The organism is Streptomyces sp. NPDC057438 (assembly GCF_042802995.1).
Classification (GTDB): domain Bacteria; phylum Actinomycetota; class Actinomycetes; order Streptomycetales; family Streptomycetaceae; genus Streptomyces.
This window is the reverse complement of sequence record NZ_JBHVDD010000057.1, coordinates 30,880-47,873: the sequence shown is the minus strand read 5'-3', so window position 1 is coordinate 47,873 and position 16,994 is coordinate 30,880. Positions and strand designations below refer to the sequence as shown.

Annotated in this window: 16 protein-coding genes; 15 read left to right on the top strand and 1 reads right to left on the bottom strand. The window is 71.4% G+C overall.

Annotated elements, in window-relative coordinates; all coding sequences use genetic code 11:
- Positions 1-70: 70 nt before the first annotated feature.
- From ACFU5F_RS27010 to ACFU5F_RS26940, 15 genes are all read left to right on the top strand, one after another.
- On the top strand, positions 71-1,000 hold the full coding sequence (locus ACFU5F_RS27010) for an ABC transporter permease (protein ID WP_383892279.1): 930 nt from the start codon (positions 71-73) through the stop codon (positions 998-1,000).
- Positions 993-1,769, top strand: a complete 777-nt coding sequence (locus ACFU5F_RS27005; RefSeq protein WP_383892276.1) for an ABC transporter ATP-binding protein — start codon at positions 993-995, stop codon at positions 1,767-1,769. The genes ACFU5F_RS27010 and ACFU5F_RS27005 overlap by 8 nt, the downstream gene beginning before the upstream one ends.
- A 417-nt stretch (positions 1,770-2,186) precedes the next feature.
- Positions 2,187-3,089 (top strand): squalene synthase HpnC, encoded by a 903-nt coding sequence (gene hpnC, locus ACFU5F_RS27000; protein ID WP_383892273.1) that lies wholly within the window; start codon positions 2,187-2,189, stop codon positions 3,087-3,089.
- Complete coding sequence (hpnD, locus tag ACFU5F_RS26995) at positions 3,086-4,036, top strand: presqualene diphosphate synthase HpnD (RefSeq protein WP_383892271.1); 951 nt, start codon at positions 3,086-3,088, stop codon at positions 4,034-4,036. The genes hpnC and hpnD overlap by 4 nt, the downstream gene beginning before the upstream one ends.
- Positions 4,036-4,176: a DUF6380 family protein gene (locus ACFU5F_RS26990; RefSeq protein WP_383892268.1), complete on the top strand. Its 141-nt coding sequence runs from the start codon at positions 4,036-4,038 to the stop codon at positions 4,174-4,176. Before hpnD ends, ACFU5F_RS26990 begins: the two co-directional genes overlap by 1 nt.
- Complete coding sequence (hpnE, locus tag ACFU5F_RS26985) at positions 4,173-5,600, top strand: hydroxysqualene dehydroxylase HpnE (RefSeq protein ID WP_383892265.1); 1,428 nt, start codon at positions 4,173-4,175, stop codon at positions 5,598-5,600. Before ACFU5F_RS26990 ends, hpnE begins: the two co-directional genes overlap by 4 nt.
- Before the next feature lie 68 nt (positions 5,601-5,668).
- The gene (locus ACFU5F_RS26980) at positions 5,669-6,742 is read left to right on the top strand and encodes a polyprenyl synthetase family protein (protein ID WP_383892263.1); all 1,074 of its coding nucleotides are present in this window, start codon (positions 5,669-5,671) and stop codon (positions 6,740-6,742) included.
- A gap of 137 nt (positions 6,743-6,879) precedes the next feature.
- The gene (shc, locus tag ACFU5F_RS26975; RefSeq protein ID WP_383892260.1) at positions 6,880-8,874 is read left to right on the top strand and encodes a squalene--hopene cyclase; all 1,995 of its coding nucleotides are present in this window, start codon (positions 6,880-6,882) and stop codon (positions 8,872-8,874) included.
- A complete protein-coding gene (locus tag ACFU5F_RS26970; RefSeq protein WP_383892257.1) occupies positions 8,874-9,518 on the top strand; it encodes a 1-hydroxy-2-methyl-2-butenyl 4-diphosphate reductase in 645 nt (214 codons plus the stop codon). Before shc ends, ACFU5F_RS26970 begins: the two co-directional genes overlap by 1 nt.
- 5 nt (positions 9,519-9,523) lie before the next feature.
- Positions 9,524-10,555, top strand: a complete 1,032-nt coding sequence (hpnH, locus tag ACFU5F_RS26965) for an adenosyl-hopene transferase HpnH (RefSeq protein WP_383892255.1) — start codon at positions 9,524-9,526, stop codon at positions 10,553-10,555.
- A gap of 4 nt (positions 10,556-10,559) precedes the next feature.
- Complete coding sequence (gene ispG, locus ACFU5F_RS26960; RefSeq protein WP_383892252.1) at positions 10,560-11,717, top strand: flavodoxin-dependent (E)-4-hydroxy-3-methylbut-2-enyl-diphosphate synthase; 1,158 nt, start codon at positions 10,560-10,562, stop codon at positions 11,715-11,717.
- Between the two features lie 41 nt (positions 11,718-11,758).
- A complete protein-coding gene (dxs, locus tag ACFU5F_RS26955) occupies positions 11,759-13,738 on the top strand; it encodes a 1-deoxy-D-xylulose-5-phosphate synthase (protein ID WP_383892249.1) in 1,980 nt (659 codons plus the stop codon).
- Positions 13,735-15,141, top strand: a complete 1,407-nt coding sequence (locus ACFU5F_RS26950) for an aspartate aminotransferase family protein (protein WP_383892246.1) — start codon at positions 13,735-13,737, stop codon at positions 15,139-15,141. Before dxs ends, ACFU5F_RS26950 begins: the two co-directional genes overlap by 4 nt.
- Positions 15,142-15,239: 98 nt before the next feature.
- Positions 15,240-15,872: a helix-turn-helix domain-containing protein gene (locus ACFU5F_RS26945; RefSeq protein WP_383892243.1), complete on the top strand. Its 633-nt coding sequence runs from the start codon at positions 15,240-15,242 to the stop codon at positions 15,870-15,872.
- Complete coding sequence (locus ACFU5F_RS26940) at positions 15,869-15,991, top strand: DUF6126 family protein (RefSeq protein WP_059080090.1); 123 nt, start codon at positions 15,869-15,871, stop codon at positions 15,989-15,991. The genes ACFU5F_RS26945 and ACFU5F_RS26940 overlap by 4 nt, the downstream gene beginning before the upstream one ends.
- A gap of 18 nt (positions 15,992-16,009) precedes the next feature.
- Here the strand turns inward: ACFU5F_RS26940 and ACFU5F_RS26935 are convergent, their stop codons facing one another.
- On the bottom strand, positions 16,010-16,807 hold the full coding sequence (locus ACFU5F_RS26935) for a tyrosine-protein phosphatase (RefSeq protein WP_383892240.1): 798 nt from the start codon (positions 16,805-16,807) through the stop codon (positions 16,010-16,012).
- Positions 16,808-16,994: the final 187 nt, after the last annotated feature.

Sequence of the window (16,994 nt, the reverse complement as noted above, 5' to 3'; positions counted from 1 at the left end):
GCCGTACCCGGCCCAGGTTTCCGCCTCGGCCCGACCAGGCCACGCACTTTGAGGACGAAAGTTTCCATTTGTGAGTGAGACAACGCATGACGGCAGGGTTGTGGTGAGCGACCGACCGTCGCCCGACGACGGGCTCTCCGCCACGGAACTGGCCGCCAAGTACGGGCTCGCCGTGAGCGGCGCCCGACCCGGACTCGTGGAGTACGTCCGCCAGATGTGGGGGCGGCGTCACTTCATCCTGGCCTTCTCCCAGGCGAAGCTCACCGCGCAGTACAGCCAGGCCAAGCTCGGCCAGCTGTGGCAGGTGGCCACTCCGCTGCTCAACGCGCTGGTGTACTTCCTGATCTTCGGCCTCATCCTGGGCGCCGACCGGGGCATGCCCCGCGAGGTGTACATCCCGTTCCTGGTCACGGGTGTGTTCGTGTTCACCTTCACCCAGAGTTCGGTGATGGCGGGTGTCCGCGCGATCTCCGGCAACCTCGGCCTGGTACGCGCCCTGCACTTCCCGCGCGCCTCGCTGCCGATCTCCTTCGCGCTCCAGCAGCTCCAGCAGCTGCTGTTCTCGATGATCGTGCTGTTCTGCGTGGCGGTCGGCTTCGGCAGCTATCCGTCGCTGTCCTGGCTGCTGATCGTCCCCGTGCTGGCGCTGCAGTTCCTGTTCAACACCGGCCTCGCGCTGATCATGGCCCGCATGGGTTCCAAGACACCGGACCTCGCGCAGCTGATGCCGTTCGTGATGCGGACCTGGATGTACGCCTCCGGCGTCATGTTCTCCATCCCGGTGATGCTGGAGGACCACCCCCAGTGGATCGCCGACGTCCTGCAGTGGAACCCGGCCGCGATCTACATGGACCTGATGCGCTTCGCGCTGATCGACGGCTACGGCTCGGAGAACCTGCCCCCGCACGTGTGGGCGGTCGCCGGCGGCTGGGCGGCGCTGATCGCGCTCGGCGGTTTCGTGTACTTCTGGAAGGCGGAGGAGAGGTACGGCCGTGGCTGAGTCACTGATCCCCACCGTCATCGCTGACGAACTGCACATCGTCTACCGCGTCAACGGCGCCAGGACCGGCAAGGGCAGCGCGACCGCCGCCCTCAGCCGCATCCTCAAGCGCGGCTCCGACGACGCCAAGCGCGGTGTCCGCAAGGTGCACGCCGTCAAGGGCGTCTCCTTCATCGCCTACCGCGGCGAGGCCATCGGCCTGATCGGCTCCAACGGCTCCGGCAAGTCCACCCTGCTGCGCGCCATCGCGGGCCTGCTCCCCGCGGAGAAGGGCAAGGTCTACACCGACGGCCAGCCCTCGCTGCTCGGCGTCAACGCCGCCCTGATGAACGACCTCACGGGCGAACGGAACGTCATATTGGGCGGCCTCGCGATGGGCATGTCCCGCGAGCAGATCAGGGAGCGCTACCAGGGCATCGTCGACTTCTCCGGCATCAACGAGAAGGGCGACTTCATCACCCTCCCCATGCGTACCTACTCCTCCGGTATGGCGGCCCGGCTGCGGTTCTCCATCGCGGCGGCCAAGGACCACGACGTCCTGATGATCGACGAGGCCCTCGCCACCGGCGACCGCGCGTTCCAGAAGCGGTCCGAGGCCCGCATCCGCGAGCTGCGCAAGGAGGCCGGCACGGTCTTCCTGGTCAGCCACAACAACAAGTCCATCCGCGACACCTGCGACCGAGTGCTGTGGCTGGAACGCGGCGAGCTGCGCATGGACGGCCCGACGGACGAGGTCCTGAAGGAATACGAGAAGTTCACGGGCAAGTAGGGCGCCACGGCCCGACACGACCCGGGCCCCACCGGAACTGTTCCGGTGGGGCCCGGCGTCTGCAAGGGATACCGGGGAACGGCGTCGCGCAAGGGAAACGCCAACTTCGGCAAGGACCGTGTCAACTCCGGCCACCTATAGGAATCTTGGGGGCAATCGGTGCGTTCTTGTGATGTGCAGGACACCCCGACGGAGCATGGTGCGTTGTACAACGTAAGCTGTAACGGTGCCCAATCGCGGCAAGTGGGTCCATAATGCGCGACACCCGGCATCCGCCGCAGACACCGCCCACTGGGCGGCGTGTCCGAAATAGTGCGTATTGGGTCGGCAGTGTAGAACGGGAGATGTGACGGCCATGGCTCTGAAGACTCCCCAGCTCAACCACGCTTCTGCCGTGCCCGCGCCGGGTGACGAGCGGTGACCGAAACCGGGACGGCGCGCACCGGTGACCCCGAGCGCGACACCCTCGACAAGGCCCGGGCCGAGAACTTTCCCGTCGCCCCGTTCTTCCTGCCCCGGGCCTGGCGCGAGGACCTCATGGCCGTCTACGGCTTCGCCCGCCTCGTCGACGACATCGGCGACGGCGACCTCGCCCCCGGCGGCGCCGACGCCCGTCTCCTCGGCGTCGGCCCGCAGGACGCCGGCGACCGGCTCCTCCTCCTCGACGCCTTCGAGGCCGACCTGGCCAAGGTCTTCGACGGCACCCCGGGCCACCCGCTGCTGCGCCGCCTCCAGCGCACGGTCCGCGGCCGCCGTCTCGCCCCCGAGCCGTTCCTCGCCCTGATCGCCGCCAACCGCCAGGACCAACTGGTCAAGCGGTACGAGACCTACGACGACCTGGTCGCCTACTGCGCGCTGTCCGCGAACCCCGTCGGCCGGCTGGTCCTCGCCGTCACCGGCACCACCACCCCCGAGCGGGTCCGGTACGCCGACGCGGTCTGCACCGCGCTGCAGATCGTCGAACACCTCCAGGACGTCGCCGAGGACCTGGGCCGGGACCGCATCTACCTCCCGGCCGCCGACATGAAGCGCTTCCACGTCCAGGAGGCCGATCTCGCCGCACCCACCGCGGGCGCCTCGGTGCGCGCCCTCATCGCGTACGAGGCGGAACGCGCCCGGCGCCTCCTGGACGACGGTACCCCGCTCGTGCGGAGCGTCCACGGCAGGCTGAGGCTGCTCCTCGCGGGGTTCGTGGCGGGCGGAAGGGCGGCGGTCCACGCGATCGCCGCCGCCGAGTTCGACGTACTTCCCGGCTCGCCCAGACCCGGCAGGCTCCGGCTGCTGCGCGAGGCGGGCGCGACCTTGCGAGGAGAGAGGTGATCCGGACCGTGGAGTCGCAACCACGCACGTCCGCGCCGGTACTCGCCGCCTACAGCTACTGCGAGGCCGTCACCGGACAGCAGGCCCGTAACTTCGCCTACGGCATCAGGCTGCTGCCGACGGCCAAGCGCCGCGCGATGTCCGCGCTGTACGCCTTCTCCCGGCGCGTCGACGACATCGGCGACGGCGCGCTCGCGGTCGAGGTCAAGGCGGCCCGGCTGGAGGACACCAGGGCGCTGCTCACCCGGGTCAGGGACGGCTCGGTCGACGAGGACGACACGGATCCCGTCGCGGTCGCCCTCGCCCACGCCGGGGCCGCCTTCCCGGTCCCGCTCGGCGCCCTCGACGAACTCATCGACGGCGTGCTCATGGACGTGCGCGGTGAGCACTACGAGACCTGGGACGACCTGAAGGTCTACTGCCGCTGTGTGGCGGGCTCCATCGGCCGGCTCTCGCTCGGCGTCTTCGGCACCGAACCGGGTGCGCGCGGCGCGGAACGCGCGCCGGAGTACGCCGACACCCTCGGGCTCGCGCTGCAACTGACCAACATCCTCAGGGACGTTCGCGAGGACGCGGAGGGCGGCCGCACCTACCTGCCCACCGACGACCTCGCGAAGTTCGGCTGCTCGGCCGGGTTCGCCGGACCGCTGCCGCCGGCCGACTCCGACTTCGCGGGGCTGGTGCATTTCGAAGTGCGCCGGGCCCGCGCCCTGTTCGCCGAGGGCTACCGGCTCCTACCGATGCTCGACCGCCGCAGCGGAGCCTGCGTCGCGGCCATGGCCGGCATCTACCGCCGGCTGCTGGACCGCATCGAGCGCGAGCCGGAGGCCGTCCTGCGCGGCCGGGTCTCGCTGCCCGGCCGGGAGAAGGCGTACGTCGCCGTCCGCGGCCTCTCCGGTCTCGACACCCGCCACGTGTCGCGCCGTACCGTCAGGAGGCGCGTCTGATGGACAATTCACTCAGGTGTGAATCCATCGGGGAAAAGTGGTACGCAACCCTCCGCAACGCCGTGGCGTCCCTGACTGCGACGGCCCGCCCCGGCGGGATTCGACACCCCGGCGGACCGGCAGGGGAGGGTGCACGATGACCGACGGCGCACAGCCCGGGGGACCACCCGACGGGCACCGTACGGGCCGGACCCCCGCCACGGCCGTGGTGGTCGGCGGGGGGCTGGCCGGTGTCACCGCCGCGCTCTCGCTCGCCGACGCCGGAGTCCGGGTCACCCTCCTGGAGGGCCGGCCCCGCCTCGGCGGACTCGCCTTCTCCTTCCGGCGCGGCGACCTGACCGTCGACAACGGACAGCATGTGTACATGCGGTGCTGCACCGCCTACCGCTGGTTCCTCGACCGCGTCGACGCGACCGCGCTCGCGCCCCTGCAGGATCGTCTCGACGTGCCGGTTCTCGACGCCGGGGGCCGGGTCGGGCGACGGCTCGGCAGGCTGCGGCGCGACGCGCTGCCCGTCCCCCTGCACCTGGGCCGCAGCCTCGCCACGTACCCCCACCTCTCGCTCGCCGACCGCGCGCGGGTGGGGCGGGCCGCACTGGCCCTCAAGGCGCTCGACCCCGCCGATCCCGCCCTGGACGCCCAGGACTTCGCCGGCTGGCTGGCCGCGCACGGCCAGTCGGCGCGGGCCGTCGAGGCGCTGTGGGACCTCGTGGGCGTCGCCACCCTCAACGCGGTCGCCCAGGACGCCTCCCTCGGGCTCGCCGCGATGGTGTTCAGGACGGGCCTGCTGTCCGACCCCGGCGCGGCCGACCTCGGCTGGGCCCATGTCCCGCTGGGCGAACTGCACGACGTGCGAGCCCGCAAGGCGCTCGACTCGGCGGGCGTGCGCACCGAACTCCGTACCCGCGTCACGTCCGTCGCCCCCGGCGAGCACGGGAGCTGGCGGGTCGGGACGCCCGGCGAGAGCCTCGACGCCGACACGGTCGTCCTCGCCGTACCGCAGCGCGAGACGCACGACCTGCTGCCCCCGGGCGCGCTGGACGAGCCCGGACGGCTGCTGGAGATCGGCACCGCGCCGATCCTCAACATCCATGTCGTGTACGACCGTACGGTGCTGAGCCGGCCGTTCTTCGCGGCGCTCGGCTCGCCCGTGCAGTGGGTCTTCGACCGGACCGGGGCGTCCGGGCTGCGTGAGGGCCAGTACCTGGCGCTGTCCCAGTCGGCCGCCCAGGACGAGATCGACACACCCGTGGCCGCGCTGCGCGAGCACTATCTGCCCGAGCTGGAACGGCTGTTGCCGACCGCGCGCGCCGCGCGGGTGCGGGACTTCTTCGTGACCCGGGAGCGCACGGCGACGTTCGCTCCCACCCCCGGCGTCGGACGGCTCAGGCCCGGCGCCCGCACCAAGGCACCCGGCCTGTACCTGGCCGGAGCGTGGACCGCCACCGGGTGGCCCGCGACCATGGAGAGCGCGGTCCGCAGCGGCATCGGCGCGGCGGACGCCGCCCTCGCCGCGCTGGGCCGGCCCCGGGACCACCTCTTCGACTTCGAGGAGGCCGCGTGACGCTCGAAGCGCACCGGGGCGGTTCCCGCGCTCTCGGTACCACGAACACACCGACATCTGGAGAGACTGTGCCCACTGTGCCCCCGGCCGTGACGGCCGCTGCGAGGACCGCGGTGGACGTGACCGCGCTCCTGGAGCGCGGGCGGACCCTGGCCACCCCCGTGCTGCGGGCGGCCGTCGATCGCCTGGCACCCCCCATGGACACCGTCGCCGCCTACCACTTCGGCTGGATCGACGCCCACGGCAACCCGGCGGACGGCGACGGCGGCAAGGCCGTGCGTCCCGCCCTCGCCGTCATGTCCGCCGAGGTCACCGGCGCCGCACCCGAGGCCGGCATCCCCGGCGCGGTCGCGGTGGAACTGGTGCACAACTTCTCGCTGCTGCACGACGACCTGATGGACGGAGACGAACAGCGCCGCCACCGCGACACCGTCTGGAAGGTGCACGGCCCCGCCCAGGCCATCCTCGTGGGTGACGCGCTGATGGTCCTCGCCAACGAGATCCTCCTCGAACTGGGCACCGCCGAGGCAGCCCGCGCCACCCGCCGCGTCACCACGGCGACCCGGGCGCTCATCGACGGCCAGGCCCAGGACATCTCCTACGAGCACCGCGAGCGGGTCACCGTCGAGGAGTGCCTGGAGATGGAGGGCAACAAGACCGGCGCCCTCCTCGCCTGCGCCTGTTCCATCGGCGCCGTCCTCGGCGGCGCCGACGACCACACCGCCGACACCCTGGAGAAGTACGGCTACCACCTCGGGCTCGCCTTCCAGGCCGTCGACGACCTGCTGGGCATCTGGGGCGACCCGGTCTCCACCGGTAAGCAGACCTGGAGCGACCTGCGCCAGCGCAAGAAGTCCCTGCCGGTCGTCGCCGCCCTCGCGGCCGGCGGACCGGCCTCGGAGCGGCTCGGCGAGCTCCTGGCCGCGGACGCCAAGGCCAGCGACTTCGAGAACTTCTCCGAGGAGGAGTTCGCCGCCCGCGCCGCCCTCATCGAGGAGGCCGGCGGCCGGGAGTGGGCCGTCCAGGAAGCCCGCCGCCAGCACACGATCGCCATCGAGGCGCTGGACTCGATCCGGATGCCCGAGCGCGTCCGGGACGAGTTCGCGGCCCTCGCCGACTTCGTCGTCGTACGGAAGAGATGACCGCCCTCACCCAGGAGTCGACCCTCATCGGTCGAATAGCCCTCGCGTAGTCGCCGGCCGGTGCCCGTCACCGGAGACGCACCGGCCGACGGCTGACCCACCGCAGAGAGATCCGTCCACTGCACGAAGGGGAAGCCATGACAGCGACGACCGACGGAAGCACCGGGGCCCTGCCGCCCCGCGCCCCCTCGGCCAGCGACACCGACCAGGGCACTCCTGTGACGGCGGGGGTCCAGGAGGCGGCGGTGCACGCCGTGGGGCGGGCCGCCGACTTCCTGCTCTCCCGGCAGGACGCCCAGGGCTGGTGGAAGGGCGACCTGGAGACCAACGTCACCATGGACGCCGAGGACCTGCTGCTCCGCCAGTTCCTGGGCATCCGCGACGAGGCGACCACACGGGCCGCCGCCCTCTTCATCCGGGGCGAACAGCGCCCGGACGGCACCTGGGCCACCTTCTACGGCGGCCCCTCCGACCTCTCGGCCACCGTCGAGGCGTACGTCGCGCTGCGGCTGGCGGGGGACGACCCGGCCCAGCCGCACATGGCGAAGGCGTCCGCCTGGATCCGGGGGCGGGGCGGGATCGCGGCCGCCCGGGTCTTCACCCGCATCTGGCTGGCGCTGTTCGGCTGGTGGAAGTGGGACGACCTGCCGGAGATGCCGCCGGAGATCGTGTACTTCCCCACCTGGATGCCGCTGAACATCTACGACTTCGGCTGCTGGGCCCGCCAGACGATCGTGCCGCTGACCGTGGTGTCGGCGAAGCGCCCGGTGCGGCCCGCGCCGTTCCCGCTCGACGAACTGCACACCGATCCGGGGCGGCCGAACCCGCCCAGACCCCTGGACCGGCTGGGCAGTTGGGAAGGAGCCTTCCAACGGCTCGACAGGGCCCTGCACGGCTACCACAAGGTGGCACTGAAGCGGCTGCGCCGGGCGGCCATGAACAGGGCGGCCCGCTGGATCGTCGAGCGCCAGGAGAACGACGGCTGCTGGGGCGGCATCCAGCCCCCCGCCGTCTACTCGATCATCGCGCTGCACCTGCTCGGCTACGACCTGCGGCACCCCGTGATGCGGGCCGGGCTGGAGTCCCTCGACCGGTTCGCCGTGTGGCGCGAGGACGGGGCCAGGATGATCGAGGCCTGCCAGTCCCCGGTGTGGGACACCTGCCTCGCCACCATCGCCCTCGCCGACGCCGGCCTGCCCGCCGACCACCCCCAACTGGTCAGGGCCGCCGACTGGATGCTCGGCGAGGAGATCGTCCGCCCCGGCGACTGGTCGGTGAAGCGGCCCCAACTCGCGCCCGGAGGCTGGGCGTTCGAGTTCCACAACGACAACTACCCCGACATCGACGACACCGCCGAGGTCGTTCTCGCACTGCGCCGAGTGCGGCACCACGACCCCGAGCGCGTGGAGAGGGCCGTCCGGCGCGGGGTGCGCTGGACCCTGGGCATGCAGTCCGGGAACGGGGCGTGGGGCGCGTTCGACGCCGACAACACCAGCCCGTTCCCCAACCGGCTGCCGTTCTGCGACTTCGGGGAGGTCATCGACCCGCCGTCCGCCGACGTCACCGCGCACGTGGTGGAGATGCTCGCGGCGGAGGGCCTGGCCCACGACCCGCGCACCCGGCGCGGCATCGAGTGGCTGCTCGCCGAACAGGAGCCCAGCGGAGCCTGGTTCGGCCGCTGGGGCGTCAACTACGTCTACGGCACCGGGTCGGTGGTCCCCGCCCTGGTGACCGCGGGGTTGCCCGCCGCACACCCCGCGATCCGCCGTGCCGTGGCCTGGCTGGAGACCGTGCAGAACGACGACGGCGGCTGGGGCGAGGACCTGCGCTCCTACCCCGACCCCGCCGAATGGGGCGGCAAGGGCGCCTCCACCGCCTCCCAGACCGCGTGGGCGCTGCTCGCGCTGCTGGCGGCGGGGGAGCGGGACACCAAGGCCACCGAGCGCGGCGTCGAGTGGCTGGCCCGGACCCAGCGGGAGGACGGGTCCTGGGACGAGCCGCACTTCACCGGCACCGGCTTCCCCTGGGACTTCTCCATCAACTACCACCTCTACCGACAGGTCTTCCCGCTCACCGCGCTCGGCCGGTACGTCCACGGCGAACCGGCCGTCCTGAAGCCCGGGAAACGCTGATGAACGCGCCCGCCGCCCCGGCCCCGCTGCTGATCGCCTGCGCCCTCGGCATCGAACGGCTCGCCCTGCGCAGCGGGGACCGGGGCGGCGCCGGGGGCCCGGTCACCGTCCTGCGCACCGGCATGGGGCCGAGGGCCGCCGAGCGGTCCGTCACCCGGCTGCTCGCCGACCCCGGGCTGCGCGACGCGGCCGTGCTGGCCACCGGGTTCTGCGCCGGACTCGCGCCGGGCATGCGGCCCGGCGACCTGGTCGTCGCCGAGGAGACCTGGGGCCCCGGCGACGCCGTCACCCGCTGCGTCTCCTCCCGGCGCCTGGTGGAGGCGCTGGAGCGCGTCGTGCCCGGACGCCTGGTCCACACCGGCCCGCTCACCGGATCCGACCACGTCGTACGCGGTCAGGAACGGTCCGACCTCCACGCGACCGGCGCACTCGCGGTCGACATGGAGTCCGCCGTCACGCTCCACTGCGCCGTGAGATCGGGCGCACGCCCGGTTGCGGCCGTCCGGGTGGTCGTGGACGCTCCAGAACATGAACTGGTCCGGATCGGCACGGTACGCGGTGGAATATCGGCTTTCCGCGTCCTTCGTGCCGTCCTTCCCGCTTACTACGAATGGCACCGTTCCTTGCTGCTCCCCAGGAGGTGAGCCAGATGGCCATGCCGCTCCGCCAGTCCATCAAGGTGGCGACGTATCTCGCTGAACAGAAGCTCCGCAAGCGGGACAAGTTCCCGCTGATCGTCGAGCTGGAACCGCTCTACGCCTGCAACCTGAAGTGCGAGGGCTGCGGGAAGATCCAGCACCCTGCGGGCGTGCTCAAGCAGCGCATGCCGGTGGCGCAGGCCGTGGGCGCCGTCCTGGAGTCCGGTGCGCCGATGGTGTCCATCGCCGGCGGCGAGCCCCTGATGCACCCTCAGATCGACGAGATCGTCCGGCAGTTGGTGGCGAGGAGGAAGTACGTCTTCCTGTGCACCAACGCCCTGCTGATGCGCAAGAAGATGGAGAAGTTCAAGCCTTCGCCGTACTTCGCGTTCGCCGTGCACATCGACGGGCTGCGGGAGCGGCACGACGAGTCGGTCGCCAAGGAAGGGGTGTTCGACGAGGCCGTCGCCGCCATCAAGGAGGCCAAGCGGCGCGGCTTCCGGGTGACCACCAACTCGACCTTCTTCAACACCGACACCCCGCAGACCATCATCGAGGTCCTCAACTACCTCAACGACGACCTCCAGGTCGACGAGATGATGATCTCCCCCGCGTACGCCTATGAGAAGGCCCCCGACCAGGAGCACTTCCTCGGCGTCGAGCAGACCCGCGAACTGTTCAAGAAGGCGTTCGCCGGCGGCAACCGCCGTCGCTGGCGGCTCAACCACTCGCCCCTGTTCCTCGACTTCCTGGAGGGCAAGGTCGACTTCCCGTGCACGGCGTGGGCGATCCCCAACTACTCCCTCTTCGGCTGGCAGAAGCCCTGCTACCTGATGAGCGACGGGTACGTCACCACCTACCGGGAGCTGATCGAGGACACCGACTGGGACGCCTACGGCCGGGGCAAGGACCCGCGGTGCGCCAACTGCATGGCGCACTGCGGCTACGAGCCGACCGCCGTCCTCGCCACCATGGGCTCGCTGAAGGAGTCCCTGCGCGCCCTGCGCGAGACGGTCTCCGGGACCCACGGGAACCAGGGGTGACGCGATGACCGCCGTAGCGCTCGGCGTTCCCGAGGTACCGGTGCGGCCGATCGCCGAGCGGCGTGTCTCGCGGGGCATCCGGGTCGGATCGGTGGCGGTCGGTGGCGGGGCCCCCGTCTCCGTGCAGTCGATGACGACGACCCGTACGTCGGACGTCGGCGCCACCCTGCAGCAGATCGCCGAACTCACCGCGGCCGGCTGCCAGATCGTCCGCGTCGCCTGCCCCACGCAGGACGACGCGGACGCCCTGCCCGCCATCGCCGGCAAGTCGCAGATCCCGGTGATCGCGGACATCCACTTCCAGCCGAAGTACGTGTTCGCGGCGATCGAGGCCGGCTGCGCCGCCGTCCGCGTCAACCCCGGAAACATCAAGCAGTTCGACGACAAGGTCAAGGAGATCGCGCGGGCGGCGAAGGACCACGACACGCCGATCCGGATCGGGGTCAACGCCGGCTCGCTCGACCGGCGGCTGCTCCAGAAGTACGGGAAGGCGACGCCCGAGGCGCTGGTGGAGTCCGCGCTGTGGGAGGCGTCGCTTTTCGAGGAGCACGACTTCCGGGACATCAAGATCTCGGTCAAGCACAACGACCCGGTCGTGATGATCGAGGCGTACCGGCAGCTGGCCGCGCGCTGCGACTACCCGCTGCACCTCGGGGTGACCGAGGCCGGTCCCGCCTTCCAGGGGACCATCAAGTCGGCCGTCGCCTTCGGGGCTCTGCTCGCCGAGGGGATCGGCGACACGATCCGGGTGTCGCTGAGCGCTCCGCCGGTCGAGGAGATCAAGGTCGGCATCCAGATCCTTCAGTCGCTGAACCTGCGGCAGCGGCGGCTGGAGATCGTCTCGTGCCCCTCGTGCGGACGGGCGCAGGTCGATGTGTACCGGCTGGCGGACGAGGTGTCCGCCGGGCTGGAGGGCATGGAGGTCCCGTTGCGGGTCGCGGTCATGGGCTGCGTCGTCAACGGACCCGGCGAGGCACGGGAGGCGGACCTGGGGGTCGCCTCCGGCAACGGCAAGGGGCAGATCTTCGTGAAGGGTGAGGTCATCAGGACCGTGCCCGAGTCGAAGATCGTGGAGACCCTCATCGACGAGGCGATGAAGATCGCTGAACGGATGGAACGGGACGGCGTCGCGTCGGGGGAGCCGGCGGTCACCGTGAGCTGACAACACGGACTGAGAGAGCACGGATCGAGAGGGGGCCCGACGTGACGATTCTGGAGAGCATCCGGCAACCGCGCGACCTGAAGGCGCTGACCGAGGCGGAACTCGGGGAACTGGCCGAAGAAATCCGCGAGTTCCTGGTGCACGCGGTCGCCAGGACCGGTGGTCACCTGGGGCCCAACCTGGGGGTGGTGGAGCTCACCGTCGCGCTCCACCGGGTCTTCGAGTCGCCCGCCGACCGCATCGTCTGGGACACCGGTCACCAGAGCTATGTGCACAAGCTGCTGACCGGTCGTCAGGACTTCTCCAAGCTGCGCGGCAAGGGCGGCCTGTCCGGCTATCCCTCGCGCGAGGAGTCCGAGCACGACATCGTCGAGAACAGTCACGCCTCCACCGCCCTCGGCTGGGCGGACGGCCTCGCCAAGGCCCGCCAGGTGCTGGGGGAGCGGGGCCATGTGGTCGCGGTCGTCGGTGACGGCGCGCTCACCGGAGGCATGGCCTGGGAGGCGCTCAACAACATCGCGGCCGCCAAGGACCGGCCGCTGATCATCGTCGTCAACGACAACGAGCGCTCGTACTCCCCGACCATCGGCGGCCTCGCCAACCACCTCGCGACCCTGCGCACCACCGACGGCTACGAGCAGTTCCTCGCCTGGGGCAAGGAGCTGCTGCTGCGCACCCCGGTCGTCGGCAAGGAGGTCTACGAGGCGCTGCACGGCGCGAAGAAGGGCTTCAAGGACGCGTTCGCGCCGCAGGGCATGTTCGAGGACCTGGGCCTGAAGTACGTCGGCCCGATCGACGGGCACGACATCGGCGCCGTCGAGTCGGCGCTGCGCCGCGCCAAGCGCTTCCACGGCCCGGTCCTGGTGCACTGTCTGACGCAGAAGGGCCGGGGGTACGAGCCCGCGCTCGCCGACGAGGAGGACCACTTCCATACGGTCGGCGTGATGGACCCCCTGACCTGCGAGCCGCTCGCGTCTGCCGGCGGACCGTCCTGGACCTCGGTCTTCGGTGACGAGATCGTCCGGATCGGCGACGAGCGCGAGGACGTCGTGGCCGTCACGGCGGCCATGCTGCACCCGGTGGGACTCGGCAGGTTCGCGGAGAGGTTCCCCGACCGGGTGTGGGACGTCGGGATCGCCGAGCAGCACGCCACCGTGTCGGCGGCCGGCCTCGCCACCGGCGGGCTGCACCCCGTCGTGGCCGTCTACGCGACCTTCCTCAACCGGGCCTTCGATCAGCTGCTGATGGACGTGGCACTGCACCGGTGCGGGGTCACCTTCGTCCTGGACCGCGCCGGTGTGACCGGGGTCGACGGCGCGTCGCACAACGGCATGTGGGACATGTCCGTCCTCCAGGTCGTCCCCGGGCTGCGGATCGCCGCGCCGCGCGACGCGGAGCAACTGCGGGCCCAGCTGCGGGAAGCCGTCGCGGTGGACGACGCCCCCACGCTGATCCGGTTTCCGAAGGAGTCGGTGGGGCCGCGGATCCCGTCCCTGGAGCGGGTGGGCGGCATGGACGTCCTGCACCGCTCCGACGCGCCGGAGGACCCGGCGGTCCTGCTGGTCGCCGTCGGTGTGATGGCGTCGGTCTGTCTGCGGGCCGCCGAACTGCTCCAGGCACGGGGCATCGGCTGCACGGTCGTCGACCCGCGCTGGGTCAAGCCCGTCGACCCGGCGCTGCCGGGGCTCGCCGGCGTCCACCGCCTGGTGGCCGTCGTGGAGGACAACAGCCGGGCCGCCGGGGTCGGTTCGGCGGTCGCGCTCGCCCTGGGGGACGCCGAGGTCGACGTGCCCGTACGGCGGTTCGGGATTCCGGAGCAGTTCCTCCCGCACGCCAAGCGCGGGGAGGTGCTGGCGGACATAGGGCTGACGCCGGTCGAGATCGCCGGCCGGATCAGCGCCTCGCTGGCCGCCGGGGGCGAGGCGGCGAAGGGGGACCTGTCCGTGGCCCAGCCGTCCGAGGCCCAGCCCTCCCTGGCCGGGGCGCGCGTGGCCGGGCCGTCCGAGGAGAAACCACGATGACCATCCTGGAACCCGCCGCCACCGAGGAGTTCGACCTCGGCCGACTCCTGGCCGAACGCGGCGCCGAGCGCTACGAGCTGCATGCCCGGCACCTCAACCACCAGCTGCCGCGCATGCTGCACACCATCGGCTTCGACAAGGTCTACGAGCGGGCCGAGGGCGCCTACTTCTGGGACGCGGACGGCAACGACTACCTGGACATGCTCGCCGGGTTCGGGGTGATGGGGCTCGGCCGCCACCATCCCGTGGTCCGCAAGGCGCTGCACGACGTGCTCGACGCCCAGCTCGCCGACCTGACCCGCTTCGACTGCCAGCCGCTGCCCGGTCTGCTGGCCGAGAAGCTGCTCGCCCACAGTCCCCACCTGGACCGGGTGTTCTTCGGCAACAGCGGCACGGAGGCCGTCGAGACCGCGCTGAAGTTCGCCCGGTACGCCACCGGCCGGCCGCGGGTCCTCTACTGCGACCACGCCTTCCACGGGCTCACCACCGGCTCGCTCTCCGTCAACGGCGAGGACGGCTTCCGGGACGGCTTCGCACCGCTGCTCCCCGACACGGCCGTGCCGCTCGGCGATCTCGACGCGCTGGCGAGGGAGGTGCGCAAGGGCGACGTCGCCGCCCTCGTCGTCGAGCCCGTCCAGGGCAAGGGCGTGCGCGAGGCGCCGCCCGGCTATCTGCGCGCCGCCCAGGAACTGCTCCACGGGCACGGGGCGCTGCTGATCCTCGACGAGGTGCAGACCGGGCTCGGGCGGACCGGGGAGTTCTACGCCTACCAGCACGAGGACGGGGTCGAGCCCGATCTGGTGTGTGTGGCGAAGGCACTCTCCGGCGGCTATGTGCCGGTCGGCGCCACTCTCGGCAAGGAGTGGATCTTCAAGAAGGTCTACTCGTCCATGGACCGCGTTCTCGTGCACTCGGCGAGCTTCGGCTCCAACGCCCAGGCCATGGCGGCCGGGCTCGCCGTCCTCTCCGTCATGGACAACGAGCGGATCGTGGCGAACGCCCGGGCCACGGGCGAGCTGCTCAAAGCCCGGCTCTCGGCACTCGTCGACAAGTACGAGCTCCTCAGCGACGTACGCGGCCGGGGGCTGATGATCGGCATCGAGTTCGGCAGGCCCAGGTCGCTGAAGCTGCGCAGCCGCTGGACGATGCTCCAGGCGGCCCGCAAGGGGCTGTTCGCCCAGATGGTCGTCGTACCGCTGCTGCGACGGCACCGCATCCTCACCCAGGTCTCCGGCGACCATCTGGAGGTGATCAAGCTGATCCCGCCCCTGATCGTCGGGGAGCGGGAGGTGGACCGTTTCGTCGAGGCGTTCACCGCGGTCATGGACGACGCGCACAGCGGGGGCGGACTCATGTGGGACTTCGGCAGGACGCTGGTGAAACAGGCGGTGGCCAACCGCTAGTGGGGGCCGGTGGACGTGCTGCCAGGCCTCGGCCGCGCGGCTTTTGCCTCTGAGGCAAGGAATTTGCCGCTGAGGCAATACTGCGGCTGAATGGAGCCATGAGCCCCTCCGAGGGTACGCACCCTCCCGAGAACCCGGCGGACGAGGCCCTGCCCGCCGTCGCCCCGCAGCTGCGGGCCCTGCGCCGCCGGGCCTCCCTCACCCTGGAGACCGCGGCCCGCGCCGCCGGCCTCTCGCCCGCGCACCTCTCCCGGCTGGAGACCGGGCAGCGCCAGCCCTCGCTGCCGATGCTGCTCACCCTGGCCCGCGTCTACGGTACGACGGTCTCGGAGCTGCTCGGTGAGACCGTCGCCGAGCGGGACGCCGTGCTGCGCGCCCCCGACGCAGAGCCCACCCGGGCGGGCGGCTGGACCTACTGGCAGGCCGGCGCGTCCGGGCGCGGGATGCAGGCCCTGCGTGTCCACGTACCGTACGGCTCACAGGGCGACATCGTGCGGGTCCATCCCGGCGAGGAGTGGCTCTACGTCCTGACCGGGCGGCTGCGGCTGCGCCTCGGGGACACCGCGCATCTGCTCGCGCCCGGTGACAGCGCCCACTTCGACTCGCTGACCCCGCACCGCATCACCGCCGCCGACCAGGACGGCGCCGACCTCCTGTTCGTCCACACCCTGCTGCAGAGCCCGGCCGCCGCGCTGTGCCTCGGGCCGATCACTCCCGGAGAGACACCATGACCGACCTGGAAGAGAAGTTCCCCCGTGCCCTGTGGGTGCGGCTGATCATCTACATCGCGGTCGGCCATGTCTTCGCGGCCTTCATCTACCTGCTGTTCGAACTGGGCGCCCGGCAGTAGTCACCCGCCCGGTCCGTCCTAGTCGAGCAGGCGCTCGCGCAGCCGTTCCCGGGTCAGGGGGGTCATCCTCAGCCCCTGCGCCAGATACGTGTCGACATCGCCCCAGGTCTCCTCCAGGGTGTCGAGGGCGGCCTGGAGGTACTCCGCGCGGGCGTCGAAGAGGGGGCTCAGCAGCTCCATGATCTCCGGGGACCAAGCGCTCGCGGAGGTGCTGCTGCGGTGCACCTTGTAGCGGCGGTGCTTGGCGTTGGACTTCAGGTAGTCGGCGAGGACGGCCTCGCGCTCGACGCCGAGGGCGAGCAGCGTGACGGCGACGGAGAGTCCCGCGCGGTCCTTGCCCGCCGCGCAGTGCATCAGCGCGGGCACACTGTCCTCGGCCAGGGCGTGCAGCACGCGGGAGTGCTCGGCCGTACGATCCTTGATCATCTTCCGGTAGGAGGCGGTCATCCGCCCGGCCGCCCGCCCGTCGCCCAACAGCGCGCGCAGCTGGTCCAGGTCGCCGTCCCGGACCATCTTCCAGAACTCGGCACCGTCCGCCGGATCGCTCAGCGGCAGGTTCACGTTGAGCACCCCGGGCAGCGGGACGTCCGGCCCCTCCAGCTTCTGGTCGGCCGCGTTACGGAAGTCGAAGACGGTGTGCAGGCCCAGGGAGGCGAGGAACGTCACGTCCTCGTCGGTGGCGTGCGCGAGGTGCCCGCTGCGGAACAGGACCCCGTGACGCACTCGGCGGCCGTCCACCGTCGGCAGGCCCCCCACATCCCGGAAGTTGCGCACTCCGGTCAGCTCGGGCTCGGTCGACGGGATCTGCTGCGTCACTGGGGCTCCCTCCCATCCGGCCGTCGGCGGCATCGCCGGCGGGCACGCACTCGGCGCTGAGGCGCGCCCTCGACGATACGACATGGGTGCGTACCCCAATGAGTTGTCCACAGGGGGCACGGCGCGCTGTTCCGCGGTTGTCCACAGGCCCCGTCGGGCACGCGGACCGACCTGCGATGATGTTGCC

Coding starts and splice junctions, on each gene's coding strand:
- hpnE (WP_383892265.1), top strand. CDS start 4,173: ATGACCGACGGCGCACAGCCCGGGGGACCACCCGACGGGCACCGTACG.
- ACFU5F_RS26970 (WP_383892257.1), top strand. CDS start 8,874: ATGAACGCGCCCGCCGCCCCGGCCCCGCTGCTGATCGCCTGCGCCCTC.
- shc (WP_383892260.1), top strand. CDS start 6,880: ATGACAGCGACGACCGACGGAAGCACCGGGGCCCTGCCGCCCCGCGCC.
- ACFU5F_RS26950 (WP_383892246.1), top strand. CDS start 13,735: ATGACCATCCTGGAACCCGCCGCCACCGAGGAGTTCGACCTCGGCCGA.
- ispG (WP_383892252.1), top strand. CDS start 10,560: ATGACCGCCGTAGCGCTCGGCGTTCCCGAGGTACCGGTGCGGCCGATC.
- hpnH (WP_383892255.1), top strand. CDS start 9,524: ATGGCCATGCCGCTCCGCCAGTCCATCAAGGTGGCGACGTATCTCGCT.
- ACFU5F_RS26940 (WP_059080090.1), top strand. CDS start 15,869: ATGACCGACCTGGAAGAGAAGTTCCCCCGTGCCCTGTGGGTGCGGCTG.
- ACFU5F_RS26990 (WP_383892268.1), top strand. CDS start 4,036: ATGGACAATTCACTCAGGTGTGAATCCATCGGGGAAAAGTGGTACGCA.
- ACFU5F_RS26945 (WP_383892243.1), top strand. CDS start 15,240: ATGAGCCCCTCCGAGGGTACGCACCCTCCCGAGAACCCGGCGGACGAG.